This window comes from Streptomyces sp. NPDC037290, from assembly GCF_055603245.1.
In genome coordinates, this window is sequence record NZ_JBVJVZ010000001.1 from 901,184 (window position 1) to 926,619 (window position 25,436).

The following is a 25,436-nucleotide window of genomic DNA, read 5'->3' on the forward strand; positions in this document are numbered from 1 at the left end:
TCGCATTGCCAGCCCATTCCTACCCCGACCCCCGGCAGGTGACGGAAGTGTCCGACAGGGAAGCGCCACGCCGTCGTGTGCCCGGGCCGGCCAAGCCGCCGCGGCCGAGGAGTGCCGTGCGGCGGCAGCCCGGGCCCGGCGCGCGTCCCGCCCGGCGGCCGAGCGGCGCACGGCCGCCGGCCCAGCGCCCCCTCCGGCTCGGCAGCGCGCGGCCCCGGCTGCGCATGGTCAGTCTCGCCCTGACCCTGGTCCTGCTCGCCTTCGTCGTACGGCTGCTCCAGGTGCAGGCCGTCGACGCCAGCGCCTACGCCGCGCGGGCCGAGCAGAACCGGTATGTCGCGCACACGCTGGTCGCCGCACGCGGCGGGATCACCGACCGCAACGGTGTGGCCCTCGCCATCAGCGAGGACGCCTACGACATCACGGCCGACCCCACGATGTTCACCAGGAAGCAGCTGAAGATCGGCGACGGGCCCGAGCAGGCCGCCGCGCTGCTCTCGCCGATCCTCGGGCAGAGCCAGGACGAGCTCGTGAAGAAGCTGCGGCCCGAGAACCCGAACTCCCGGTACACCCGGCTCGCCACCAGGCAGACCCCGCAGGTCTGGAAGCAGATCAAGGACCTGAGGAACGCGCTCGCCAAGAAGGCCGAGACGGACCACAACACCGCCAACGTGCTGGCCGGCGTCTTCGCCGACCCCAGCAGTCAGCGCGTGTACCCCAACGGCGACCTCGCCGCCGGGATACTGGGCTGGGTCAACGCCGACGGCCAGGGCGGCGGCGGTATCGAGCAGGAGCTGAACAAGCAGATGGCGGGCAAGGACGGCAAGATCCGTTATGCCCAGTCCGGCGGACGTGAGGTGCCCACCGTCGGGTCCAACGAGACCCCCGCCGTGCCCGGCTCCGACGTCGAGCTGACCATCGACCGCGACATCCAGTGGGCCGCGCAGACCGCCATCACCGAACAGGTGAGGAAGTCCAGGGCGGACCGCGGGTACGTCGTCGTCCAGGACACCCGCACCGGCGAGATCCTGGCCATGGCCAACGCACCCGGCTTCGACCCGAACAACCTGTCCAAGGCGGACGCGGAGGCCATGGGCAACGCCGCCGTCCAGGACGCCTACGAGCCGGGCTCGACCGCCAAGATCATGTCCATGGCGGCCGTGCTGCAGGAGAACGCCGCGACCCCGCTCACCCACGTCGTCGTACCCAACCGGCTGCACCGCGGCGACCGGCTCTTCTCGGACGACGTCGACCACGACACCTGGTACCTCACCCTCAACGGCGTCCTCGCCAAGTCCAGCAACATCGGCACCATCCTGGCCACCGGCCAGCTCGGCAGGACGCAGGCCGAGGCGAACAAGGTCCTCTACTCCTACCTGCGCAAGTTCGGCATCGGCAGCTACACCGGGCTCGGCTTCCCCGGCGAGACCCCCGGCATCCTCGCGCCGTACCAGAAGTGGTCCACCTCGCAGCAGTACACGATTCCTTTCGGCCAGGGCTTCTCCCTCAACGCCCTGCAGGCCGCGTCCGTCTACTCGACCATCGCCAACGGCGGGGTCCGGATCGAGCCGACCCTGGTGCGCGGCACCAAGGGCCCCGACGGCCGCTTCACCCCCGCACCGAAGCCGAAGCAGACACGGGTCGTCAGCCAGAAGACCGCCACGTCCGTCGCCCAGATGCTGGAGTCCGTCGTGGACGACGAACAGGGCACCGGCATCAGGGCCCGCATCCCCGGCTACCGGGTCGCGGGCAAGACCGGCACGGCCAACCGTGTGGATCCGGCCACCGGCAGGTACCACGGATACACCTCGTCGTTCGCCGGTTTCGCGCCCGCGGACAACCCCCGCATCACCGTCTACTGCGCCATCCAGAACGCCACCTCCGGCAGCTACTACGGCGGCCAGATCTGCGGTCCCATCTACAAACAGGTGATGGAGTTCGCGCTGAAGACCCTGCAGGTGCCGCCGACCGGCGCGCAGCCCGCCAACCTGCCCGTCGACTACAAGCCCTGATCAGCACCTCGGAAACACCAGGAACCAGCCCGTGACAACGATCACCCCGGAACCCGGGAACCAAGGCGCCGTGCGCCCCTCACTTCGCTCCGGAGCGGGTGCGCCGGGTACGCTCACCGCCGTGCCACACGCTGATCAGTCCCAAACCACCCAGAAGGGCGCTTCCGTGACATATCCGGGACCGCCGCGACCGGTCGAGGTCTCCGCCACACCCCTCGCGGAACTGGCCGATCAGCTGGGTGCCGCCGTCCCGGACGCCGCCGCCGAGGTCACGGGCATCACCCACGACTCGCGCGCCGTGCGCCCCGGCGACCTGTACGCCGCCCTCCCGGGTGCCCGTCTGCACGGCGCCGACTTCGTCACCCAGGCCGCCGGGCTGGGCGCGGTCGCCGTGCTCACCGACCCGACGGGCGCCGAGCGTGCCGCCGCCACCGGACTGCCGGTCCTCGTGGTGGACGACCCGCGCGCGAGGATGGGCGAACTCGCGGCCACCATCTACGGCCACCCGGGCCGCGACCTGCTCCAGATCGGCATCACCGGCACCTCCGGCAAGACCACCACGGCCTATCTGGTCGAGGGCGGTCTGCGGACCGCGAAGTCCACCGGTCTCGTCGGCACGGTCGAGATGCGCATCGGAGACGAGCGCATCAAGTCCGAACGCACCACCCCCGAAGCCACCGACCTGCAGGCCCTGTTCGCCGTCATGCGCGAGCGCGGCGTCCAGGCGGTCGCCATGGAGGTCTCCAGCCACGCCCTGGTCCTCGGCCGGGTCGACGGCTGCGTCTTCGACATCGCCGTCTTCACCAACCTCAGCCCGGAACACATGGAGTTCCACTCCGACATGGAGGACTACTTCCGGGCCAAGGCACAGCTCTTCACGCCGGACCGCAGCCGGCTCGGCGTGATCAACGCCGACGACGAGTACGGCCGCCGGCTCGCCGAGGAGGCGACCGTCCCGGTCGTCACCTTCTCCGCCGAGGGCCACCCCGACGCCGACTGGCGCGCCGAACACGTCCAGGTCGGCCCCATGGACTCGACGTTCACGGTCGTCGGTCCGAACGGCGAGCGCGTCCACGCCAAGTCCCCGCTGCCGGGCCCCTTCAACGTGGCGAACACCCTCGCCGCCATCGTCGCCCTCGCCGCCGCCGGCCTCGACCCGCAGGCCGCCGCCGACGGCATCGCCGCCGTACCGGGCGTCCCCGGCCGCCTGGAGCGCGTGGACGCCGGGCAGCCCTACCTCGCGGTCGTCGACTACGCCCACAAGACCGACGCGGTCGAGTCGGTGCTCAAGGCGCTGCGCAAGGTCACCAAGGGCAGGCTGCACGTGGTCCTCGGCTGCGGCGGCGACCGCGACCGGACCAAGCGTGCCCCGATGGGCGCGGCCGCGGCCCGGCTCAGCGACACGGCCGTACTGACCTCCGACAACCCCCGCTCCGAGGACCCCCTCGCGATCCTCGCGACCATGCTCCAGGGCGCGGCCTCCGTGCCCGCGCACGAGCGCGGCGAGGTGCTCCTCTTCGAGGACCGGGCCGCTGCGATCGCCGCCGCCGTGGGCCGCGCCCAGGCCGGCGACACCGTGCTGGTCGCGGGCAAGGGCCACGAGCAGGGCCAGGACATCGCCGGCGTGGTCCGTCCCTTTGACGACCGCCAGGTGCTCCGCGAAGCCATCCAGAAGACCCAGGGATGAAAATCCAGAAGACCCAGGGGATGAACTTGTGATCGCCCTCTCCCTCGCCGAGATCGCAGCAGTCGTCGGCGGGCAGACGCACGACATACCGGATCCGTCCACGCAGGTCACGGGACCGGTCGTCCGGGACTCCCGAGAGGTGGAGCCCGGCAGCCTGTTCGCCGCCTTCGTCGGCGAGCGCGTGGACGGCCACGACTTCGCGGCGCAGGTCGTCGAGGCGGGCGCGGTCGCCGTACTGGCGTCGCGCCCGGTCGGCGTGCCCGCGATCGTCGTCGAGGACGTCCAGACGGCCCTCGGCGCCCTAGCCCGGCACGTCGTCAGGCGGCTCGGCGCGACCCTCGTCGCCCTGACCGGCTCGGCGGGCAAGACCAGCACCAAGGACCTGATCGCGCAGGTGCTCCAGCGCAAGGCGCCGACCGTGTTCACGCCCGGCTCGTTCAACAACGAGATCGGGCTGCCGCTGACCGCCCTGTCCGCCACCGAGGAGACGCGGTTCCTCGTGCTGGAGATGGGCGCGCGCGGCGTCGGGCACATCCGCTACCTCACCGGCCTCACCCCGCCGAAGATCGGCCTGGTCCTCAACGTCGGCACCGCCCACATCGGCGAGTTCGGCGGCCGGGAGCAGATCGCCGAGGCCAAGGGCGAGCTCGTCGAAGGGCTCCCGGAGGACGGGGCGGCGATCCTCAACGCCGACGACCCGCTGGTCAGGGCCATGGCCTCGCGTACCAAGGCGAAGGTGGTCCTTTTCGGAGAGTCGACCGAAGCGGACGTACGCGCCGAGAACGTACGACTCACGGACAGCGGACAGCCCTCCTTCAGGCTTCTCACACCCTCCGGTGCATGCGATGTGACCATGCGCCTGTACGGTGAGCACCACGTGTCGAACGCGCTCGCCGCGGCCGCCGTCGCCCATGAGCTGGGCATGTCCGCGGAAGAGATCGCCACCGCGCTCTCCGAGGCGGGCTCCCTCTCCCGCTGGCGCATGGAGGTCACCGAGCGCCCGGACGGCGTGACCATCGTCAACGACGCCTACAACGCCAACCCCGAGTCCATGCGGGCCGCCCTGAGGGCGCTCGCGGCCATGGGCAAGGGGCGCCGCACGTGGGCGGTGCTCGGCCAGATGGCCGAGCTGGGGGACGAGGCGCTCGCCGAGCACGACGCCGTCGGACGGCTCGCCGTCCGGCTCAACGTCAGCAAGCTCGTCGCCGTCGGGGGGATTGAGGCCTCCTGGCTGCAACTGGGCGCATATAACGAGGGTTCGTGGGGTGAGGAGTCGGTGCACGTGTCCGACGCACAGGCGGCGGTCGACCTGTTGCGCAGCGAGTTGCGCCCGGGGGACGTCGTACTCGTGAAGGCGTCCCGTTCGGTGGGTCTGGAGAGCGTTGCCCAGGCGCTCGTCGAGACCGGTGCCGAGGGTGAGGTTGCCGCCCGATGATGAAGCAGATCCTGTTCTCAGGAGTCATTGGCCTCTTCCTGACGCTGATCGGCACCCCGCTGCTGATCAAGCTCCTCGCCCGCAAGGGCTACGGCCAGTACATCCGTGACGACGGCCCGCGCGAGCACGCCAGCAAGCGCGGTACGCCGACCATGGGCGGTATCGCCTTCATCCTGGCGACGATCGCGGCGTACTTCCTGAGCAAGCTCATCACCGGTTACCCGCCCACCTACTCCGGGCTGCTGGTCCTCGGGCTGATGTTCGGCATGGGCCTGGTCGGCTTCCTCGACGACTACATCAAGATCGTCAAGCGGCGTTCGCTGGGTCTGCGGGCCAAGGCGAAGATGGCCGGCCAGCTGATCGTCGGCATCTCCTTCGCCGTGCTGTCCCTGATGTTCGCCGACGCGCGCGGCAACACCCCGGCCTCCACCAAGCTGTCCTTCATCACCGACTTCGGCTGGACGATCGGCCCGGTGCTGTTCGTCGTCTGGGCGCTGTTCATGATCCTCGCGATGTCGAACGGCGTGAACCTCACCGACGGTCTGGACGGCCTCGCCACCGGCGCCTCCGTGCTCGTCTTCGGCGCCTACACGTTCATCGGCGTCTGGCAGTTCCAGGAGTCCTGCGCCAACGCGCAGACGCTGACCAACCCGGCCGCCTGCTACGAGGTGCGCGACCCGCTCGACCTCGCCGTCATCGCCTCCGCGCTGATGGGAGCCTGCCTGGGCTTCCTGTGGTGGAACACCTCGCCGGCCAAGATCTTCATGGGCGACACCGGTTCGCTCGCCCTCGGCGGCGTCCTCACGGGCCTGGCCATCCTCTCCCGCACGGAGCTGCTGGTGGCCATCATGGGCGGCCTGTTCGTCCTCATCACCATGTCGGTCGTCATCCAGGTCGGCTCCTTCCGGCTCACCGGCAAGCGCGTCTTCCGGATGGCGCCACTCCAGCACCACTTCGAACTCAAGGGCTGGTCCGAAGTCCTGGTGGTGGTCCGCTTCTGGATCATTCAGGGCATCTGTGTGATTGTCGGACTGGGCCTCTTCTATGCAGGATGGGCAGCGGACAAGTGACCTCCACCTCGGAGCTCTTCGACTTCCAGGGCAAGCACGTCACCGTCGCCGGGCTCGGTGTATCCGGCGTCCCGGCGGCGAGAGTGCTGCACGCGCGCGGGGCGGTCGTCACGGTCGTCAACGACGGCGACGACGCACGCGCGCGTGAGCAGGCCGCCGAACTCCAGGCGCTCGGCATCACCGTGCGCCTCGGCGACGGCGCGACCCTGCCGGAGGGCACCGAGCTGATCGTCACCGCGCCCGGCTGGAAGCCCGACAAGCCGCTGTTCCTGGCGGCGGAGAAGGCAGGCGTGCCGGTCTGGGGCGACGTCGAGCTGGCCTGGCGCCTGCGCGGCCCTGACGCCGCCCCCTGGCTGGCCGTCACGGGCACCAACGGCAAGACCACGACCGTGCAGATGCTCGCGTCGATCCTGAGGGCGGCCGGCCTGCGCACGGCCGCCGTCGGCAACATCGGCGTCTCCCTGCTGGACGCGGTCCTCGGCGAGGAGCGGTACGACGTACTCGCCGTGGAGCTGTCCAGCTACCAGCTCCACTGGGCGCCCTCCCTGCGGGCCGATTCTGCCGCGGTCCTCAACCTCGCGCCCGACCACCTGGACTGGCACGGCTCCATGGAGGCCTACGCCCGCGACAAGGGCCGCATCTACGAGGGCAATCGGGTCGCCTGCGTGTACAACGTCGAGGACAAGGCCACCGAGGACCTGGTGCGCGAGGCCGACGTCGAGGAGGGCTGCCGGGCCATCGGGTTCACCCTCGGTGCGCCCGCGCCCTCCCAACTGGGCGTCGTGGACGGCATCCTGGTCGACCGCGCCTTCGTGGAGAACCGGCAGAAGAAGGCGCAGGAGCTGGCCGAGGTCTCCGACGTCAACCCGCCGGCCCCGCACAACATCGCCAACGCCCTTGCCGCGGCAGCCCTCGCGCGCGCCTTCGGGGTGCCCGCAGTGGCCGTACGCGAGGGTCTCAGGGCCTTCCAGCCGGACGCCCACCGCATCGCGCACGTCGCCGACATCGACGCGGTGGCGTACGTGGACGACTCCAAGGCGACCAACACGCATGCCGCGGAAGCGTCGTTGGCGTCATATGAGTCGATTGTATGGATTGCCGGGGGTCTGGCGAAGGGTGCGACCTTCGACGAGCTGGTCGCCAAGTCGGCGAAGCGACTTCGCGGGGCCGTTCTGATCGGTGCCGATCGTGCCCTGATCCGCGAGGCCCTCGCGCGACACGCCCCGGAAGTACCCGTCGTGGACCTCGACCGGACCGACACTGGGGCGATGCTCACGGCGGTGACGGAAGCGAAGCGGCTCGCGCAGCCCGGTGACACGGTGCTGCTGGCCCCGGCCTGCGCCTCCATGGACATGTTCACCAACTACAACCAGCGCGGTGACGCGTTCGCGGCGGCGGTCCGCGAACTCGAAGCCTGACCCCGGCCGCCTGCCGGGCGGATCTTGGGAGGGACGCGTGGGACGGTCGACGTTCAGTGGAGGCGCCGATGCCCAGTAGCCGTACCGGCCGGCCACCCGTGCAGCGGGCGTCCGGGCGCCCCACCCTTCCCCGGCCCTCGGGCGACAACCCCGCACTACGGCTGTACACGCGCGCGCGGAAGGCCTGGGACCGTCCGCTGACCGCCTACTACCTGATCCTCGGCGGCAGCGTGCTCATCATCGTGCTGGGCCTGGTGATGGTCTACTCGGCCTCCCAGATCACCGCGCTGCAGATGTCGCTGCCGGGGTCGTACTTCTTCCGCAAGCAGCTGCTGGCCGCTGTGATGGGCGGCGTACTGCTGTTCGCCGCTTCCCGCATGCCGGTGAAGCTGCACCGGGCGCTGGCCTACCCGATCCTGGCCGGTGCCGTCTTCCTGATGGCCCTGGTGCAGGTGCCGGGGATAGGAGTGGCGGTCAACGGCAACCAGAACTGGATCGCCCTCGGCGGCTCCTTCCAGATCCAGCCGAGCGAGTTCGGCAAGCTGGCCCTGGTGCTGTGGGGTGCCGACCTGATCGCGCGCAAGCAGGAGAAGAAGCTGCTCAACCAGTGGAAGCACATGCTGGTGCCGCTGGTGCCGGTCGCCTTCCTGCTGCTCGGGCTGATCATGCTCGGCGGTGACATGGGCACCGCGATCATCCTCACGGCCATCCTGTTCGGCCTGCTGTGGCTCGCCGGGGCGCCGACGCGGCTGTTCGCCGTGGTGCTGCAGATCGCCGCCCTGATCGGGTTCGTCCTCATCAAGACCAGCCCCAACCGGATGGCCCGGCTCTCCTGCATCGGCGCCACCGAGCCCAAGGCGGGCGCCGCCGACTGCTGGCAGGCCGTGCACGGCATCTACGCCCTCGCCTCCGGCGGACTCTTCGGCTCCGGGCTCGGCGCGAGTGTGGAAAAATGGGGCCAACTCCCCGAAGCCCACACCGACTTCATCTTCGCCGTCACCGGTGAGGAACTGGGCCTGGCGGGGACACTGTCGGTGCTCGCCCTGTTCGCGGCTCTAGGCTATGCGGGTATCCGCGTGGCCGGACGCACGGAGGACCCCTTCGTGAGGTACGCCGCGGGAGGCGTGACCACCTGGATCACCGCCCAGGCGGTGATCAACATCGGTGCGGTGCTCGGTCTGCTGCCGATCGCCGGCGTCCCCCTCCCGCTGTTCTCCTACGGAGGGTCCGCCCTGCTGCCGACCATGTTCGCCATCGGGCTGCTGATCGCCTTCGCGCGCGACGAGCCCGCTGCGCGGGCGGCGCTTGCGATGCGGCAACCTCGCTTTGGTAGAAAGCGGGCGGGAGGCTCCGGTTTTGGCCGGGCGCCTCGGAGATGGAACACGATGCGACGGCGTGCCTCGGCGGCGCGTTCGTCCGGAGAGCGGTGAATTTCGGTGCATGTCGTACTCGCCGGCGGGGGCACCGCGGGCCACATCGAGCCCGCGCTCGCCCTCGCGGACGCCCTGCGCAGGCAGGACCCGACCGTGGGGATCACGGCCCTGGGCACGGAGCGCGGCCTGGAGACCCGGCTGGTCCCGGAGCGCGGCTACGAGCTGGCGCTCATCCCGGCGGTGCCGCTGCCCCGCAAGCCAACCCCCGAGCTGATCACCGTCCCGGGCCGGCTGCGCGGCACGATCAAGGCCGCCGAGCAGATCCTGGAACGCACCAAGGCGGACGTCGTGGTCGGTTTCGGCGGTTACGTCGCCCTGCCCGGCTACCTGGCCGCCAAGCGGCTCGGGGTGCCCATCGTGATCCACGAGGCCAACGCCCGGCCGGGCCTGGCCAACAAGATCGGCTCCCGGTACGCCGCCCGGGTCGCCGTCTCCACCCCGGACAGCAAGCTGCGTGACGCCCGCTACATCGGCATCCCGCTGCGCCGCTCCATCGCCACCCTGGACCGGGCCGCCGCCCGCCCCGAGGGCCGGCACCGCTTCGGTCTCGACCCGAACCTGCCCACGCTGCTCGTCTCGGGCGGCTCCCAGGGCGCCCGGCGCCTCAACGAGGTCGTCCAGCAGGTCGCGCCCTGGCTCCAGCAGGCCGGCATCCAGATCCTGCACGCGGTCGGCCCGAAGAACGAACTGCCGCAGGTGCATCAGATGCCGGGAATGCCGCCCTATGTCCCGGTAAGTTACCTGGACCGGATGGACCTCGCGTACGCCGCGGCCGACATGATGCTCTGCCGTGCGGGCGCGATGACCGTCGCCGAACTCTCCGCCGTCGGGCTCCCGGCCGCCTATGTCCCGCTGCCCATCGGCAACGGCGAACAGCGGCTCAACGCCCAGCCGGTGGTGAAGGCCGGCGGCGGACTCCTCGTCGACGACGCGGAACTCACGCCCGAGTGGGTGCAGCAGAACGTCCTGCCCGTGCTCGCCGACCCGCACCGGCTGTACGAGATGTCCCGCGCGGCAAGCGAGTTCGGCCGCCGGGACGCCGACGAGCTGCTCGCCGGCATGGTGTACGAGGCGATTGCCTCGCGCCGATAGGACCGTATGACGAAAGGGCAGTGAGCGTGGCCGGACCGACGACCGCCGAGCGCGGTGAACGCCAGCAGGAGTCGTCCGGCCCGCCGTCCGCCCGCCGGCTGGGAAGACTGCGCCTTCGTACGATCGTCATTCTGGCTCTGGCCGTCGTGCTTCTCGGCGCCGGTGCGACCTGGGTGTTGTACGGCTCTTCATGGCTGCGCGTTGACCACGTCTCGGTGTCCGGCACCGGCGTGCTGACCCCCGCCGAGGTGCGCGACGCGGCGGCCGTACCCGTCGGGGCGCCGATGATTTCCGTCGACACCGAGGGCATCGAAGCCCGACTGCGCCGGAAACTGCCCCGGATCGACACGGTCGACGTGGTCCGTTCCTGGCCCCGTGGAATCGGACTGAAAGTGACTGAGCGCACTCCGGTTCTGCTGCTCCGAAAGGGCGGGAACTTCGTCGAAGTCGATGACGAAGGTGTCCGTTTCGCTACCGTTTCGCGGGCGCCGAACGCCGTTCCGATGCTGGAATTGTCCGCTTCCCGCACGGGTCCCGGCGCCGCCAGCTTCCGGCGTTTCGGCACCGACCGGCTGGTGCGCGAGGCGGTCCGGGTGACCGGCGCCCTCCCGGCCGCCGTTGCGAAACAGGCCCGGACCGTCCAAGTCCGCTCCTATGACGACATCTCGCTGCAGTTGGCCGACGGCCGCACGGTGGGGTGGGGCAGCGGCGAGAACGGCCGCGCCAAGGCACGGACCCTCACAGCTCTCATGAAAGCAGCTCCCCGCGCGCGGCACTTCGATGTCAGCGTTCCCACCGCGCCTGCGTCATCGGGGAGTTGACGCACATCAGCGCAGGCCAGCACCCTGGTTGGGCACTGCTACGGCTGATCACATAGGGTGAAAAGAAAAACGGGAGGTTCGGCGTGTTCGTTGAACGGGCGCCACTTGTCGACTTAGTGTCCTGTTCAGAAGACTCCAGGGAACAGACACACTGGTAACCCTAAACTTCAGCGTTAGGGTTCGGGTCGGCGCTACGGACCGTCCCATTCGGCATCCGTCGTCCCGGCGCGGGGCACCGCACGGCGGCGACAACGTAATTCGAGGCGAGAGGCCTTCGACGTGGCAGCACCGCAGAACTACCTCGCAGTCATCAAGGTCATCGGTGTCGGCGGCGGTGGTGTCAATGCCATCAACCGGATGATCGAGGTCGGTCTCAAGGGTGTCGAGTTCATCGCCATCAACACCGATGCACAGGCGCTGTTGATGAGCGACGCCGACGTCAAGCTCGACGTCGGCCGCGAACTCACCCGCGGACTCGGCGCCGGAGCCAACCCGGCCGTCGGCCGCAAGGCCGCCGAGGACCACCGCGAGGAGATCGAGGAGGTCCTCAAGGGGGCCGACATGGTCTTCGTGACGGCCGGTGAAGGCGGCGGCACCGGCACCGGCGGCGCACCCGTCGTGGCCAACATCGCACGCTCGCTGGGCGCCCTGACCATCGGCGTGGTCACGCGCCCGTTCACCTTCGAGGGACGGCGTCGCGCGAACCAGGCCGAGGACGGCATCGCCGAGCTGCGCGAAGAGGTCGACACCCTCATCGTGATCCCCAACGACCGGCTGCTGTCCATCTCGGACCGCCAGGTATCGGTCCTGGACGCCTTCAAGTCCGCGGACCAGGTCCTGCTCTCCGGTGTCCAGGGCATCACCGACCTCATCACCACCCCTGGCCTGATCAACCTCGACTTCGCCGATGTGAAGTCGGTCATGTCCGAGGCCGGTTCGGCCCTCATGGGCATCGGCTCGGCCCGCGGCGACGACCGCGCCGTGGCCGCCGCCGAGATGGCGATCTCCTCGCCGCTGCTCGAGGCGTCCATCGACGGCGCCCGCGGCGTGCTGCTCTCCATCTCCGGCGGCTCCGACCTGGGCCTCTTCGAGATCAACGAGGCCGCCCAGCTGGTCAGCGAGGCCGCACACCCCGAGGCCAACATCATCTTCGGCGCGGTCATCGACGACGCCCTCGGCGACGAGGTGCGGGTCACCGTGATCGCGGCCGGCTTCGACGGCGGCCAGCCTCCGGCCCGCCGGGACAACGTCCTCGGCTCGGCCTCGTCCTCGACGGCCCCGCGTCGCGAGGAGCCCGCCCCGGCGCGGCCGGCCGAGCCCAGCCGGCCGGCCTTCGGCTCGCTCGGCAGCGTGACGCCGAAGGAGGAGCCGGAGCCGGCGCCGGAGCCGGTGCCCGACATCCCGGTCACCCCGCCGGTGACGCCGGCGCCCCGGGCGTACTCGGACAGCGCGGCCGAGGAACTGGACGTCCCGGACTTCCTCAAGTGATAGGACAGCGCGAGAGCGTGAGCGGCGCGCACTTCGCCTTCACCGACCGGTGGGGCGGGGTGAGCGCCGCTCCGTATGAGGAGCTGAATCTGGGCGGCGCGGTCGGCGACGGACCGGAGGCCGTACGGGCCAACCGGGACATCGCCGCCAAGTCGCTCGGCCTCGACCCGCACCTGGTCGTCTGGATGAACCAGGTGCACGGCGCCGACGCGGTCGTGGTGGACGAGCCCTGGGGCGACCGGCCGGCGCCGGAGGTCGACGCGATCGTCACCGCCCGCCGCGGCCTCGCCCTCGCCGTCCTCACCGCCGACTGCGTGCCGGTGCTGCTGGCCGACCCCGTCGCCGGGGTCGCGGCGGCCGCCCACGCCGGCCGGCCCGGCATGGTCGCGGGGGTCGTCCCCGCCGCCGTACGGGCCATGGTCGAACTCGGCGCCGAGCCGGGCCGGATCACCGCCCGCACCGGACCGGCCGTCTGCGGGCGGTGCTACGAGGTGCCGGAGCGGATGCGCGCCGAAGTGGCAGCCGTCGAGCCGGCGGCGCACGCTGAAACGAGCTGGGGCACGCCGGCGGTCGACGTGAGCGCCGGGGTGCACGCGCAGCTCGACCGGCTCGGGGTGCGCGACCGGGCGCAGTCGCCGGTGTGCACGCTGGAGTCGGGCGACCACTTCTCGTACCGCCGTGACCGCACGACGGGGCGGCTCGCGAGCTATGTGTGGCTGGACTGATGGGGCATGACGGACCGTAAGACCGAACTCGCCGCAAATCTGGCGAAAGTGGAGGAGCGCATCACCGCCGCGTGTGTGGCGGCGGGGCGCAAGCGGGAAGAGGTGACCCTGATCGTGGTCACCAAGACCTACCCGGCGAGTGATGTGCGGATCCTGTCGGAACTCGGTGTGCGTCAGGTCGCCGAGAACCGTGACCAGGACGCGGCACCGAAGGCCGCCGCATGCTCGGATTTGCCGCTCACATGGCATTTTGTCGGCCAGTTGCAGACCAACAAGGTGCGTTCGGTGGTCGGTTACGCCGATGTCGTGCAGTCCGTCGACCGTGCCCGGCTCGTCACCGCGCTGTCCAAGGAGGCGGTGCGGGCGGAGCGTGAGGTGGGCTGCCTGATCCAGGTCGCGCTGGACGCGGGCGCGAGCGGCCGGGGGGAGCGCGGCGGCATCGCGCCGGACGGAATCGAAGAGTTGGCCGACCTCGTCGGCGAGGCGCCGGGGCTGCGGCTCGACGGGCTGATGACCGTCGCTCCGCTCACCGGTGAATACGCGGGACGCGAACAGGCGGCGTTCGGGCGGCTCATGGATTTGTCGACTGACCTGCGCCGCGCTCATCCGGCTGCAACCATGGTGTCGGCAGGGATGAGCGCGGACCTCGAACAGGCCGTGGCCGCCGGAGCGACACATGTGCGCGTCGGCACTGCGGTACTCGGAGTCCGCCCCAGGCTCGGGTAACGTCGCCAGGAAGTCGGACCACAGCAGAAAATATGGTCAGTACCTGCGAAGGCGGGCACAACGACCACGTGGATCGCGGGCACTTGGCAGTCGTCAGCCGATCCACCACAGAGCGGAGGACTCAGAGCATGGCCGGCGCGATGCGCAAGATGGCGGTCTACCTCGGCCTCGTGGAGGACGATGGGTACGACGGCCGCGGATTCGACCCCGACGACGATTTCGAGCCCGAGTTGGACCCCGAGCCCGAGCGGGACCACCGACGGCATGAATCTTCACACCAAGCGCACAGCGCACATCAGTCCCAAAGGGACGAAGAGGTGCGAATCGTGCAACCGCCCGCGCCGCGCGAATCGGTGGCCCGTTCAACGGCGCTCGCCGCGGAATCCGGACGTCCGGCGCGGATCGCGCCCGTGGCGTCCATCACACAAGAACGTCAGTCCCTGGAGAAGAACGCGCCGGTGATCATGCCCAAGGTCGTGTCGGAACGAGAGCCTTACCGGATCACTACGCTTCACCCGCGGACCTACAACGAAGCCCGTACCATCGGGGAACACTTCCGTGAGGGCACCCCGGTGATCATGAATCTGACTGAGATGGATGACACAGACGCGAAGCGACTTGTCGACTTTGCGGCCGGTTTGGTGTTTGGTCTTCACGGCAGCATCGAGCGGGTGACGCAGAAGGTGTTCCTGTTGTCTCCTGCTAACGTCGATGTCACGGCGGAGGACAAGGCCCGCATCGCAGAGGGCGGGTTCTTCAACCAGAGCTGAGACGCACAACCAGATCGAAGCTCGGAAGAGCACGGAACAGGGGAGAGGGAAGCGCAGGCGATGAGCGTGTTCGTCACGGTGGTCCACACCGCGCTGCTGGTGTTCCTCGCCGTGCTCATCTTCCGGCTGGTCATGGATTACGTGTTCCAGTTCGCCCGCTCGTGGCAACCCGGCAAGGCGATGGTGGTCGTACTGGAGGCCACCTACACTGTCACCGATCCACCGCTGAAGCTTCTGCGGCGGTTCATCCCGCCGCTGCGTCTCGGGGGCGTGGCGCTCGACCTGTCCTTCTTCGTGCTGATGATCATCGTCTACATCCTCCTCTCCATCACGGGGAGCTTCATGTGATGAGGGTGGACGATACGGTCTTGCCGACTGCCGATGACTACGTTGAGGTGAAGAGATGCCGTTGACCCCCGAGGACGTGCGGAACAAGCAGTTCACGACCGTCCGCCTCCGAGAAGGCTATGACGAGGACGAGGTCGATGCCTTCCTCGATGAGGTCGAAGCCGAACTGACCCGTCTGCTCCGCGAGAACGAGGACCTGCGCGCCAAGCTGGCCGCGGCGACCCGTGCGGCCGCGCAGAACCAGCAGAACATGCGCAAGGGCCCGCCGGAGCAGGACCAGCAGCAGCACCCGCAGCAGCAGGGCATGCGAGGTCCCGGCGCGCCGGTGCCCGCCGGCATATCGGGCCCGCCGCAGCAGCAGATGGGTGGCCCCATGGGTGGCCCGCCCCAGCTGCCGAGCGGTGCCCCGCAGCTGCCCGCCGGTCCCGGCGGCCAGGGCGGCCCTCAGGGTCCCGGTCCGATGGGCCAGGGTCCGATGGGTCAGGGCCCGATGGGTGGTCAGCCGCCCATGCAGCAGCAGATGGGTGGTCCGATGGGCGGCCCCATGGGCGGTCCGATGGGCGGCCCCGGTCAGGGCCCTGGTGGCGACAGCGCCGCCCGAGTCCTCTCGCTGGCCCAGCAGACCGCCGACCAGGCGATCGCCGAGGCCCGCTCCGAGGCCAACAAGATCGTCGGCGAGGCCCGCAGCCGCGCCGAGGGTCTGGAGCGTGACGCCCGTGCCAAGGCCGACGCCCTGGAGCGGGACGCGCAGGAGAAGCACCGCGTCGCGATGGGCTCCCTGGAGTCCGCCCGCGCCACGCTGGAGCGCAAGGTCGAGGACCTGCGCGGCTTCGAACGCGAGTACCGCACGCGTCTGAAGTCGTACCTCGAGTCCCAGCTGCGTCAGCTGGAGACCCAGGCCGACGACTCCCTGGCCCCGCCGCGCACCCCGGCCACCGCGTCGCTGCCGCCGTCCCCGGCGCCCTCCATGGCTCCGGCCGGCGCGAGCGCCCCGTCGTACGGGGGCAACCAGACGATGGGCGGCAACCCCGCCCCGTCCGCCCCGTCCTACGGCGGCCAGCAGCAGATGACCCCGGCCATGACCCAGCCGATGGCCCCGGTCCGTCCGCAGGGCCCGTCCCCGATGGGCCAGGCACCCTCGCCGATGCGCGGGTTCCTGATCGACGAGGACGACAACTGAGCACCGGGCACTAGTACGACAACGGCGTCGGCAGCGCTCCATAGGGCGGGCCCCCGGACTTCGGTCCGGGGGCCCGCCCTTTTTACGCGGGTTGCGTGACCCGTAGGTGTGGCACCGCGGGTGTGACCGGTCGGTGTGACCTGTAGGTGTGAGAAGGGCCCGGCCTCCTCGGTGGAGACCGGGCCCTTCTCGGAGCGTTGGCGTTTACGCCGTGCGCAGCCGGAACGTGAGGGACAGCCCCTCGTCGGTGAACGGCTCGCCGTAGCTGCCGTCGGCCTCACCCTGCCGGAAGTCCGTCGACAGGACCTCGTCGGCGATCAGTTCCGCATGCTCGCCGAGCGCGGCGACCACCGCCGGGTCCGTGGACGTCCACCGCAGAGCGATCCGGTCGGCCACGTCCAACCCGCTGTTCTTGCGGGCCTCCTGGATCAGCCGGATCGCGTCACGGGCCAGGCCCGCCTGCCGCAGTTCCTCGGTGATCTCCAGGTCCAGGGCGACCGTGGCCCCGGAGTCGGAGGCCACCGACCAGCCCTCGCGCGGGGTTTCCGTGATGATCACCTCGTCCGGAGCGAGGGTGACCGTCTCACCGTCGACCTCCACGGAGGCCGTGCCCTCACGCAGCGCGAGGGAGAGCGCGGCGGCGTCAGCGCCGGCGACGGCCTTGGCCACGTCCTGCACCCGCTTGCCGAACCGCTTGCCCAGCGCACGGAAGTTGGCCTTGGCGGTCGTGTCCACCAGCGAGCCACCGACCTCGGACAGCGAGGCGAGCGAGGAGACGTTCAGCTCCTCGGTGATCTGGGTGTGCAGCTCGCGGTCCAGGGACTCGAAGCCGGCCGCGGAGATCAGCGCGCGGGACAGCGGCTGACGCGTCTTGACGCCCGACTCCGCGCGCGTGGCCCGGCCCAGCTCCACCAGCCGGCGGACCAGGACCATCTGCCTGGACAGCTCCGGGTCGATGGAGGACAGGTCCGCCTCCGGCCAGGAGGCCAGGTGTACGGACTCCGGCGCGCCCGGGGTGACCGGCACGACCAGGTCCTGCCATACCCGCTCGGTGATGAACGGGGTGATCGGCGCCATCAGCCTGGTGACCGTCTCCAGCACCTCGTGCAGCGTGCGCAGCGCGGCCTTGTCGCCCTGCCAGAAGCGGCGGCGCGAGCGGCGGACGTACCAGTTGGACAGGTCGTCGACGAACGCGGAGAGCAGCTTGCCGGCGCGCTGGGTGTCGTACGCCTCCAGCGCCTGGGTCACCTGGTCGGTGAGCGCGTGCAGCTCGGACAGCAGCCAGCGGTCGAGCACCGGGCGCTCGGCCGGGGCCGGGTCGGCCGCGCTGGGCGCCCACTGGGACGTACGGGCGTACAGCGCCTGGAAGGCGACCGTGTTCCAGTACGTCAGCAGGGTCTTGCGGACGACCTCCTGGATGGTGCCGTGGCCGACCCGGCGGGCCGCCCACGGCGAGCCGCCGGCCGCCATGAACCAGCGCACCGCGTCAGCGCCGTGCTGGTCCATGAGCGGGATCGGCTGCAGGATGTTGCCCAGGTGCTTGGACATCTTGCGGCCGTCCTCGGCGAGGATGTGGCCGAGGCAGACGACGTTCTCGTACGACGACTGGTCGAAGACGAGCGTGCCGACGGCCATCAGCGTGTAGAACCACCCACGCGTCTGGTCGATCGCCTCGGAGATGAACTGCGCCGGGTACCGGCTCTCGAACAGCTCCTTGTTCTTGTACGGGTAGCCCCACTGTGCGAACGGCATCGAACCCGAGTCGTACCAGGCGTCGATGACCTCGGGCACGCGCGTGGCCGTCTTGCCGCAGCCGTCGTGGCGGCAGGCGAAGGTGACCTCGTCGATGAACGGGCGGTGCGGGTCGAGGCCCGACTGGTCCGTGCCGGTCAGCTCGGTCAGCTCCGCGCGGGAGCCGACGCAGGTGAGGTGGTCGTCCTCACAGCGCCAGATCGGCAGCGGGGTGCCCCAGTAGCGGTTGCGGGACAGCGCCCAGTCGATGTTGTTGTTCAGCCAGTCGCCGAAGCGGCCGTGCTTGACCGTGTCCGGGAACCAGTTGGTCTTCTCGTTCTCCTGGATGAGGCGGTTCTTGATCGCCGTCGTGCGGATGTACCAGGACGGCTGCGCGTAGTAGAGCAGCGCGGTGTGGCAGCGCCAGCAGTGCGGGTAGCTGTGCTCGTACGGGATGTGCTTGAACAGGAGGCCACGCTGCTGGAGGTCCTCGGTGAGCCGTTCGTCCGCCTTCTTGAAGAAGACACCGCCGACCAGCGGGACGTCCTCCTCGAAGGTGCCGTCCGGGCGGACCGGGTTCACGACCGGCAGGCCGTAGGAACGGCAGACCTTGAGGTCGTCCTCACCGAAGGCGGGGGACTGGTGGACCAGACCCGTGCCGTCCTCGGTGGTGACGTAGTCGGCGTTCACGACGAAGTGCGCCGGCTCCGGGAACTCCACGAGCTCGAACGGACGCTGGTACGTCCAGCGCTCCATCTCGGCGCCGGTGAAGGTCTGGCCCGTGCTCTCCCAGCCCTCGCCGAGCGCCTTGGCGAGCAGCGGCTCGGCGACGACGAGCTTCTCCTCGCCGTTGGTCGCGACGACGTAGGTGACGTCCGGGTGCGCGGCGACCGCCGTGTTGGACACCAGGGTCCAGGGGGTCGTCGTCCACACCAGGAGCGCGGCCTCGCCGGCGAGGGGACCGGAGGTGAGCGGGAAGCGGACGTACACGGACGGGTCGACGACCGTCTCGTAGCCCTGCGCGAGCTCGTGGTCGGACAGGCCGGTGCCGCAGCGCGGGCACCAGGGGGCGACCCGGTGGTCCTGGACCAGCAGGCCCTTGCCGAAGATCTCCTTCAGGGACCACCAGACCGACTCCACGTACTCGGGGTCCATGGTCCGGTAGGCGTCGTCCAGGTCGACCCAGTAGCCCATGCGGGTCGTCAGCTCGGCGAAGGCGTCGGTGTGCCGGGTCACGGACTCGCGGCACCTGGCGTTGAACTCGGCGATGCCGTACGCCTCGATGTCCTGCTTGCCGGAGAAGCCCAGCTCCTTCTCGACGGCCAGCTCCACGGGCAGGCCGTGGCAGTCCCAGCCGGCCTTGCGGGCCACGTGGTAGCCGCGCATGGTGCGGAAGCGGGGGAAGACGTCCTTGAAGACGCGCGCCTCGATGTGGTGGGCGCCGGGCATGCCGTTGGCGGTGGGCGGGCCTTCGTAGAAGACCCATTCCGGGCGGCCCTCGGACTGCTCCAGGCTCTTGGCGAAGATCTTCTGGTCGCGCCAGAAGTCGAGCACGGCGTGCTCAAGAGCGGGCAGGTCGACCTGTGCGGGCACCTGGCGGTACGTCGGCGCTGTCATCTGCGAGCATCCTCCAACGGACTTGCTGCCTTCCGTCGGAGGGACGAGAGCCTTCGATCCTGTCTACGCCGTGTGCGGCGCGCTCCCGCGGTACCACCCTCCTTGGCCCTCCGTCGCGCCGTACGCGCCGGTGAGCCCCCTCATTGGGGTCGCGAAGCCGGTTCTACGGACCCGGGACGGGCTTTCTTCCGGCGGCTCCGGGGTGATCTTCACGTCGCGCTCGCCCCCGGGCTCACACCGTCCCCGGGTCGCTCTGGGCTGCGTACGCCGCTACTCGTCCCCATCCACGCTTTTCGCTCCGCCCAGTGTACGGCGCCTCGCGGACAGCGGCCGACCGGATTTCCGTACGGTGTCGCGGCGCGCGGGGCGAGGGGCCGGGATGACCCGAATGGCGAGGGGGTGGCCGCTCGGGTCCGGCGAGGACCGGCTCCGGCGGATTACCCGGCGGGGAGCTGGGCACAACGGATGCAGGCCCGCTGCGCGGGGGGTGCGGGCGGGCGAATCGGGCGGTGTGCCCCGTTGCCGCGGGACTCAAGTCGATTTATCGTCCCAGCACGATTCGCGAGCAAGATCACAATATGTGAAGGGGCCGCGGCCATGGTGGCGAAAAAGACCGCCGTACAGCAGCCGGCGACCGCCCGGCGCAGGGACGCGGCCGCCTCCGGCGCGGCTGCCACCGGCGGTGGGGCCAAGACGGGGGCCGGGAAGAAGACGCTGGCCGGGGGCAAGGGCACCGGGGGAAAGAACGCGGAGCCGGCCGCCGGGAAGCCGGCCGTGAAGCAGACGGCCGCCAGGGAGAAGGCCGCGGGGAAGGCTGTGGCCAAGGGTGCGGCCGAGGGGACGGTCGGCAAGAAGTCCGCGGCCAGGGCGACAGCCGCCGGGGAGACGGTCGCCGAGAGGACCGCCGCCAAGAAGTCCGAGGCGAGGGGGACGGCCGGCAAGAAGGCGGTGGTGGACGAAGCGGCCGTTGAGAAGAAAGCCGGCAAGAAGGCGGCTGCGGTTGCCGAGAAGACGGCCGCGGCGAAGACGGCGGGCGGGAAAGCGGCAGGCGGGAAGGCGGCCATGCAGAAAAGGGCCGCCGGGGCGGGTGCCGCGACCAGGACCGCCGTCAAGGAGGCGACGTCAGCGAAGAAGGCCGCTGCCAAGAAGACTGCTGCCGAGAAGACCGCCGCCGAGAAGGCCACGGCAAAGAAGACGCCGGCCGGGAAGGCGGCGGCCAGGAGGGCGGTCGCCGACGCGGGGGCGTCGGCCGAGGCAGCGGCCTTGGAGCAGGCGGTGGCCGAGAAGGCCGCCGGGAAGAGGACCACGGCGAGGACGAAGGGGGTGGTGGAGGCGGAGGAGACGGCCGTCAGGAAGCCGGCGGCGAAGAAGGCCGGCGGCGCAAGGACGGGCGCCGAGGGCGTCTCCACGGAGGCGGCCCACACGAGCAGGGCCAAGAAAGCGGGCGCGGCGCGGGCCGCGAAGCAGACGGGAGCCACGACAGTGGTTGCGAAGAAGACTCCTGGCACGGCCACGGCGCAGACCGCCGTTCCCAAGGCGCGGGTCGCCGCGGCGGAGCCCGGCGAACTGGCGGTGCGCCCCGGCGAGGACCCCTGGACACCGGAAGAGGTCGCTTCGGCCCGTACCGAGCTGCTGTCCGAGGTGGAGCGGCTGCAGAACGAGATCAGCTCCTCCGAGGCGTCCCTGGTGGGCCTGATGCGGGACTCAGGGGACGGCGCGGGAGACGACCAGGCCGACACGGGCACGAAGAACATCACGCGCGAGCACGAGATGGCGCTGGCCGCCAACGCGCGCGAGATGCTGATCCAGAACGAGCACGCCCTGGAACGGCTGGACGAGGGTACCTACGGCCTGTGCGAGAACTGCGGCAACCCCATCGGCAAGGCCCGGATGCAGGCCTTCCCGCGGGCCACGCTGTGCGTGGAGTGCAAACAGAAGCAGGAACGCCGCTCCTGAGCGGGAGCGGCCGTGCCGTAGTCTCGTCCTCAGTCAGGCACCTAGGTTGAGGGACTCACGTGGCAGAGGCGGAGCGCATCATCGGTACGCCGGACACCCCGGACGACAGCGGCGAGCAGACGTCGGCGGCCGGAGCACCCGCCGGCACCGGCGCCTCCGCCGCGCCCGGTCCTTCCGGCGCGGGCGGGCGCCAGGCGCCCGCCCGGGGTCCCCGCGGGCGCCGGATCGCCCTGCTGTTCGCGGTGGCCGCCTTCGCGTACGCCCTCGACCTGATCAGCAAGACGCTCGTGGTCGCCAAGCTGGAGGGTCACGCGCCGATCAAGCTGATCGGGGACTGGCTGGAGCTGAACGCCATCCGCAACCCGGGCGCGGCCTTCGGCTTCGGCGCGGCCTTCACGATCATCTTCACCCTGATCGCGGCGGCCGTGATCGTGGTGATCATGCGCCTGGCCCGCAAGCTCTACAGCTACCCCTGGGCCATCGCGCTCGGCCTGCTGCTCGGCGGCGCCCTCGGCAACCTCACCGACCGGATCTTCCGCTCGCCCGGGGTGTTCGAGGGCAAGGTCGTGGACTTCATCGCGCCCAAGGGCTTCGCGGTGTTCAACCTGGCGGACTCGGCGATCGTGTGCGGCGGCATCCTGATCGTGCTGCTGTCCTTCCGCGGTCTGGACCCGGACGGCACGATCCACAAGGACTGAGCCTCGCGGGAGTTGTCCACAGGCGGATTCGGGGGGCCGGGGCCCGTCCGGCATACTCGACGGGTGAGCACGATTCCCGAGATCCGTACCCTGCCCGTGCCCGACGGCCTGGAGGGCGAGCGCGTCGACGCCGCCATCTCCCGCATGTTCGGCTTCTCCCGCACGAAGGCCGCGGAGCTGGCCGCGGCCGGCAAGGTGCAGGTCGACGGCACGTTGGTCGGCAAGTCCGAGCGGGTGCGCGGCGGCGCCTGGCTCGAGGTCGAGATGCCGCAGGCGCCCGCGCCGGTGCAGGTGGTGGCCGAGCCGGTCGAGGGCATGGAGATCGTGCACGACGACGATGACGTGGTCGTGATCGTCAAGCCGGTCGGCGTGGCCGCGCACCCCTCGCCGGGCTGGAGCGGCCCCACCGTCATCGGCGGTCTCGCCGCCGCGGGGTACCGGATCTCCACCTCGGGCGCCGCCGAGCGCCAGGGCATCGTGCACCGCCTGGACGTCGGCACCTCGGGCCTGATGGTGGTCGCCAAGTCGGAGCGGGCGTACACGTCGCTCAAGCGCCAGTTCAAGGAGCGCACGGTCGACAAGCGCTACCACACCCTGGTCCAGGGCCACCCGGACCCGACGAGCGGCACGATCGACGCGCCGATCGGCCGCCACCCGAACCACGACTACAAGTGGGCGGTCACGGCCGACGGCAAGCCCTCCGTGACGCACTACGACCTCATCGAGGCGTTCCGTGCCGCCTCCCTGCTGGACGTGAAGCTGGAGACCGGCCGCACCCACCAGATCCGCGTGCACATGTCGGCCCACCGCCACCCCTGCGTCGGCGACCTCACCTACGGCGCCGATCCCACCCTCGCCAAGCGGCTGCGCCTGACCCGCCAGTGGCTGCACGCCGTGCGCCTGGGCTTCGAGCACCCCGGGGACGGCCAGTGGGCGGAGTTCGAGAGCGACTACCCCGCGGACCTGCAGCAGGCCCTCGACCAGGTCCGCGAGGAGACGTACGCGTGAGCGCGCCGTACACCGTCCGGGTCGCCGAGGACTCCGCCGACCGCGAGGCCTGCTTCGCGGTCCGCAAGGAGGTCTTCGTCGTCGAGCAGGGCGTCGCCGAGGACATCGAGTACGACGCCTACGACGCGGTCGCCGTCCATGTGCTGGCGGTCCGTGCGGACGGTGTGCCGCTCGGCACCGGGCGGCTGCTGCACGGCGAGGCCGCGGCGGCGAAGACGGGCGGGGACGCGTCGGTGGGCTCCCTGGGCCGGCTCGCCGTGTCCCGCGAGGCCCGCGGACTCGGCGTCGGCGCGGCCCTGGTGCGGGCCATCGAGGAGGCGGCACGCGCGCGCGGCCTCACCGCGGTGGACCTGCACGCGCAGACCCAGGCATCGGGTTTCTACGAGCGTCTCGGCTACGAGGCCTACGGCCCGCGCTTCCCGGACGCGGGCATCCCGCACCGGGCGATGCGCCGGGCCCTGTAGGCCTGGCGCACGGCCGTCGGGCGGCAGGCGTACCCGCCGGCCGGATGGCAGGCTTGAGGTCTGCCGTGTGATCGTCGACCTCCGGAGCGCCGGCCGTGGATCAGTTGGCCCTGTTGTTCGTACTGCTGCTCGGGGCCCTGGTGAGCGTCCCGGTGGGGGACCGCTTCGGGGTCCCGGCGCCGGTGCTGATGACGCTGTTCGGCGGGATCCTCGCGGTCGCCGACTTCGTGCCGAACGTGGACATCCCGCCGGAGCTGATCCTGCCCGGGCTGCTTCCGCCCCTGCTCTACGCCGCCGTACGACGCACCTCCTGGCGCCAGTTCGCGGCCAACGTCCGCCCGATCCTCCTGCTCGCCGTCGCCCTGGTGTTCGTCACGACGGTGTGCGTGGCGTTCGTCGCCAACGCGATCGTGCCGGGGCTGCCGATCGCCGCGGCCGTCGCGCTCGGCGCGCTGATCGCCCCGCCGGACCCGGTCGCCGCGACCAGTGTCGCCGGGCAGCTCGGGCTGCCACGCCGGCTGGTGTCGATCCTGGAGGGCGAGGGTCTGTTCAACGACGTCACGGCCATCGTGCTGTACCACGTGGCGATCGCCGCGGCCGTGAGCGGCTCGTTCTCGCCGTGGCGGGCCGGCCTGGACCTGGTGCTGTCCGCCGTCGTCGCGGTGGCGGTGGGCCTGGTGCTCGGCTGGGGCGCCAACAAGCTGATGGACCTGCTGGGCGATCCGACCCTGCAGATCGGCATGACCCTGCTGGTGCCGTACGCCTCCTACGTGCTCGCGGAGAAGACGCACGGTTCGGGGGTGCTGGCGGTGCTCACCACGGCGCTCTTCCTCGCCGAGTACGCGACCGACGCCGACGACGTGATGACCCGCCTGGCCGGACACACCTTCTGGGACATCATCGACACCCTGGTCACCGGAGTCGCCTTCGGGCTCATCGGTCTCGAACTGCACAACGCCATCCGCACGGCCCAGGGGCGCTGGGGCGAGATGCTCGGCTGGGCCGCCGCCGTCGTGGGCGTGGTGATCGTCGTACGGCTGCTGTGGCTGATGCCCGCGACCTGGCTGACCAAGCGGCTGCACGCGCGGCGGGACTACGACGAGGAGATCCCGGTGAGCTGGCGGGAGACCGTCGTGATGTGGTGGTCCGGGATGCGCGGGGTGGCCTCGGTGGCGCTGGCGCTGGCCGTTCCGCTGAAGACACGGGACGGATCCCCGTTCCCCGACCGGGACGAGATCATCTTCGTCGCGTTCGGAGTGATCGTTGTCACACTGGTGCTGCAGGGTCTCACCCTGCCGTGGCTGGTGAAGAGGCTCGGGGTGCGGGCCGACTCCGAGCGGGAGAAGGAGTTCGAGAAGGACCTGGCGGTGCGCGCGGCCAAGGCGGCCAAGCGCCGGCTGCGGGAGATCGAGCAGGTGGAGGACCTGCCCGAGGACCTGTCCGAACAGATGCTGCGGCGCGCCTTCGACATCGGGATCCGGATCAGCCCCGACATGGGCGAGGAGGAGCGCAGGGAGGCGCAGCACCAGCGGGCCCGACGGCTGAGGCGGATCCGGCACATCCAGAACGAGATGCTGAGCGCGGCGCGGCACGAGGTGCTCGCCGCGCGCAGCGAGCCGGGGGCGGATCCGGAGATCGTGGACCGGGTGCTCAGACATCTGGACGTGCGCAGCCTGCGGTGACGATGACTGTTTGTCATATGAACATGCCGGTCCTGTGGATAACTCCGCGCGCCGTCGGCGTCCCGCTCCTACGCT

General features: G+C 70.6%; 20 protein-coding genes. 19 read left to right on the plus strand and 1 reads right to left on the minus strand.

What is annotated here, in order from left to right:
- The first annotated feature begins 47 nt into the window (after positions 1 to 47).
- The 14 genes from ACZ7HQ_RS04145 to ACZ7HQ_RS04210 all read left to right on the plus strand — a co-directional run bounded on the left by ACZ7HQ_RS04145 (position 48) and on the right by ACZ7HQ_RS04210 (position 16,205).
- Positions 48 to 2,012, plus strand: a complete 1,965-nt coding sequence (locus ACZ7HQ_RS04145; RefSeq protein WP_470984352.1) for a peptidoglycan D,D-transpeptidase FtsI family protein — start codon at positions 48 to 50, stop codon at positions 2,010 to 2,012.
- Positions 2,013 to 2,178: 166 nt separating this feature from the next.
- Complete coding sequence (locus tag ACZ7HQ_RS04150; protein ID WP_470984354.1) at positions 2,179 to 3,699, plus strand: UDP-N-acetylmuramoyl-L-alanyl-D-glutamate--2,6-diaminopimelate ligase; 1,521 nt, start codon at positions 2,179 to 2,181, stop codon at positions 3,697 to 3,699.
- Between the two features lie 28 nt (positions 3,700 to 3,727).
- Positions 3,728 to 5,134, plus strand: a complete 1,407-nt coding sequence (locus ACZ7HQ_RS04155) for a UDP-N-acetylmuramoyl-tripeptide--D-alanyl-D-alanine ligase (protein ID WP_470984356.1) — start codon at positions 3,728 to 3,730, stop codon at positions 5,132 to 5,134.
- Positions 5,131 to 6,204 carry a phospho-N-acetylmuramoyl-pentapeptide-transferase gene (gene mraY, locus ACZ7HQ_RS04160; protein ID WP_360088147.1) on the plus strand — a complete coding sequence of 358 codons (1,074 nt, stop codon included), beginning with the start codon at positions 5,131 to 5,133 and terminating at the stop codon, positions 6,202 to 6,204. Before ACZ7HQ_RS04155 ends, mraY begins: the two co-directional genes overlap by 4 nt.
- Entirely contained in the window at positions 6,186 to 7,622 is a 1,437-nt protein-coding gene (gene murD, locus ACZ7HQ_RS04165; protein ID WP_470984358.1) for a UDP-N-acetylmuramoyl-L-alanine--D-glutamate ligase, read from the plus strand. The genes mraY and murD overlap by 19 nt, the downstream gene beginning before the upstream one ends.
- A gap of 68 nt (positions 7,623 to 7,690) precedes the next feature.
- Positions 7,691 to 9,052 carry a putative lipid II flippase FtsW gene (gene ftsW / locus ACZ7HQ_RS04170; protein ID WP_470984359.1) on the plus strand — a complete coding sequence of 454 codons (1,362 nt, stop codon included), beginning with the start codon at positions 7,691 to 7,693 and terminating at the stop codon, positions 9,050 to 9,052.
- Between the two features lie 6 nt (positions 9,053 to 9,058).
- The gene (gene murG / locus ACZ7HQ_RS04175; protein ID WP_470984362.1) at positions 9,059 to 10,147 is read left to right on the plus strand and encodes an undecaprenyldiphospho-muramoylpentapeptide beta-N-acetylglucosaminyltransferase; all 1,089 of its coding nucleotides are present in this window, start codon (positions 9,059 to 9,061) and stop codon (positions 10,145 to 10,147) included.
- Between the two features lie 26 nt (positions 10,148 to 10,173).
- On the plus strand, positions 10,174 to 10,968 hold the full coding sequence (locus ACZ7HQ_RS04180; RefSeq protein ID WP_470984363.1) for a cell division protein FtsQ/DivIB: 795 nt from the start codon (positions 10,174 to 10,176) through the stop codon (positions 10,966 to 10,968).
- 279 nt (positions 10,969 to 11,247) lie between these two features.
- A complete protein-coding gene (gene ftsZ / locus ACZ7HQ_RS04185) occupies positions 11,248 to 12,456 on the plus strand; it encodes a cell division protein FtsZ (protein WP_470984365.1) in 1,209 nt (402 codons plus the stop codon).
- Complete coding sequence (pgeF, locus tag ACZ7HQ_RS04190; RefSeq protein ID WP_470984367.1) at positions 12,453 to 13,181, plus strand: peptidoglycan editing factor PgeF; 729 nt, start codon at positions 12,453 to 12,455, stop codon at positions 13,179 to 13,181. The genes ftsZ and pgeF overlap by 4 nt, the downstream gene beginning before the upstream one ends.
- Before the next feature lie 6 nt (positions 13,182 to 13,187).
- Positions 13,188 to 13,907, plus strand: a complete 720-nt coding sequence (locus tag ACZ7HQ_RS04195; protein ID WP_470984369.1) for a YggS family pyridoxal phosphate-dependent enzyme — start codon at positions 13,188 to 13,190, stop codon at positions 13,905 to 13,907.
- A 128-nt stretch (positions 13,908 to 14,035) separates the two neighbouring features.
- Positions 14,036 to 14,677 carry a cell division protein SepF gene (locus ACZ7HQ_RS04200; protein WP_031166478.1) on the plus strand — a complete coding sequence of 214 codons (642 nt, stop codon included), beginning with the start codon at positions 14,036 to 14,038 and terminating at the stop codon, positions 14,675 to 14,677.
- A gap of 60 nt (positions 14,678 to 14,737) precedes the next feature.
- Positions 14,738 to 15,025, plus strand: coding sequence for a YggT family protein (locus ACZ7HQ_RS04205; protein ID WP_055707297.1), 288 nt, complete (start codon positions 14,738 to 14,740; stop codon positions 15,023 to 15,025).
- Between the two features lie 55 nt (positions 15,026 to 15,080).
- Entirely contained in the window at positions 15,081 to 16,205 is a 1,125-nt protein-coding gene (locus ACZ7HQ_RS04210) for a DivIVA domain-containing protein (RefSeq protein WP_399770003.1), read from the plus strand.
- A 204-nt stretch (positions 16,206 to 16,409) separates the two neighbouring features.
- On the opposite strand, the gene ileS is transcribed toward ACZ7HQ_RS04210, so the two are convergent.
- Complete coding sequence (gene ileS, locus ACZ7HQ_RS04215) at positions 16,410 to 19,553, minus strand: isoleucine--tRNA ligase (protein ID WP_470984373.1); 3,144 nt, start codon at positions 19,551 to 19,553, stop codon at positions 16,410 to 16,412.
- A gap of 597 nt (positions 19,554 to 20,150) precedes the next feature.
- On the opposite strand from ileS, the gene ACZ7HQ_RS04220 reads away from it, so the two are divergent.
- From ACZ7HQ_RS04220 to ACZ7HQ_RS04240, 5 genes are all read left to right on the plus strand, one after another.
- Positions 20,151 to 21,509 carry a TraR/DksA family transcriptional regulator gene (locus ACZ7HQ_RS04220; RefSeq protein ID WP_470984375.1) on the plus strand — a complete coding sequence of 453 codons (1,359 nt, stop codon included), beginning with the start codon at positions 20,151 to 20,153 and terminating at the stop codon, positions 21,507 to 21,509.
- A 59-nt stretch (positions 21,510 to 21,568) separates the two neighbouring features.
- Complete coding sequence (lspA, locus tag ACZ7HQ_RS04225) at positions 21,569 to 22,207, plus strand: signal peptidase II (protein WP_470984377.1); 639 nt, start codon at positions 21,569 to 21,571, stop codon at positions 22,205 to 22,207.
- 63 nt (positions 22,208 to 22,270) lie between these two features.
- Positions 22,271 to 23,215 carry an RluA family pseudouridine synthase gene (locus tag ACZ7HQ_RS04230; protein WP_470984380.1) on the plus strand — a complete coding sequence of 315 codons (945 nt, stop codon included), beginning with the start codon at positions 22,271 to 22,273 and terminating at the stop codon, positions 23,213 to 23,215.
- The gene (locus ACZ7HQ_RS04235) at positions 23,212 to 23,679 is read left to right on the plus strand and encodes a GNAT family N-acetyltransferase (protein WP_470984381.1); all 468 of its coding nucleotides are present in this window, start codon (positions 23,212 to 23,214) and stop codon (positions 23,677 to 23,679) included. Before ACZ7HQ_RS04230 ends, ACZ7HQ_RS04235 begins: the two co-directional genes overlap by 4 nt.
- 95 nt (positions 23,680 to 23,774) lie before the next feature.
- The gene (locus ACZ7HQ_RS04240) at positions 23,775 to 25,361 is read left to right on the plus strand and encodes a Na+/H+ antiporter (protein ID WP_470984383.1); all 1,587 of its coding nucleotides are present in this window, start codon (positions 23,775 to 23,777) and stop codon (positions 25,359 to 25,361) included.
- The last annotated feature ends 75 nt before the right edge of the window (positions 25,362 to 25,436 follow it).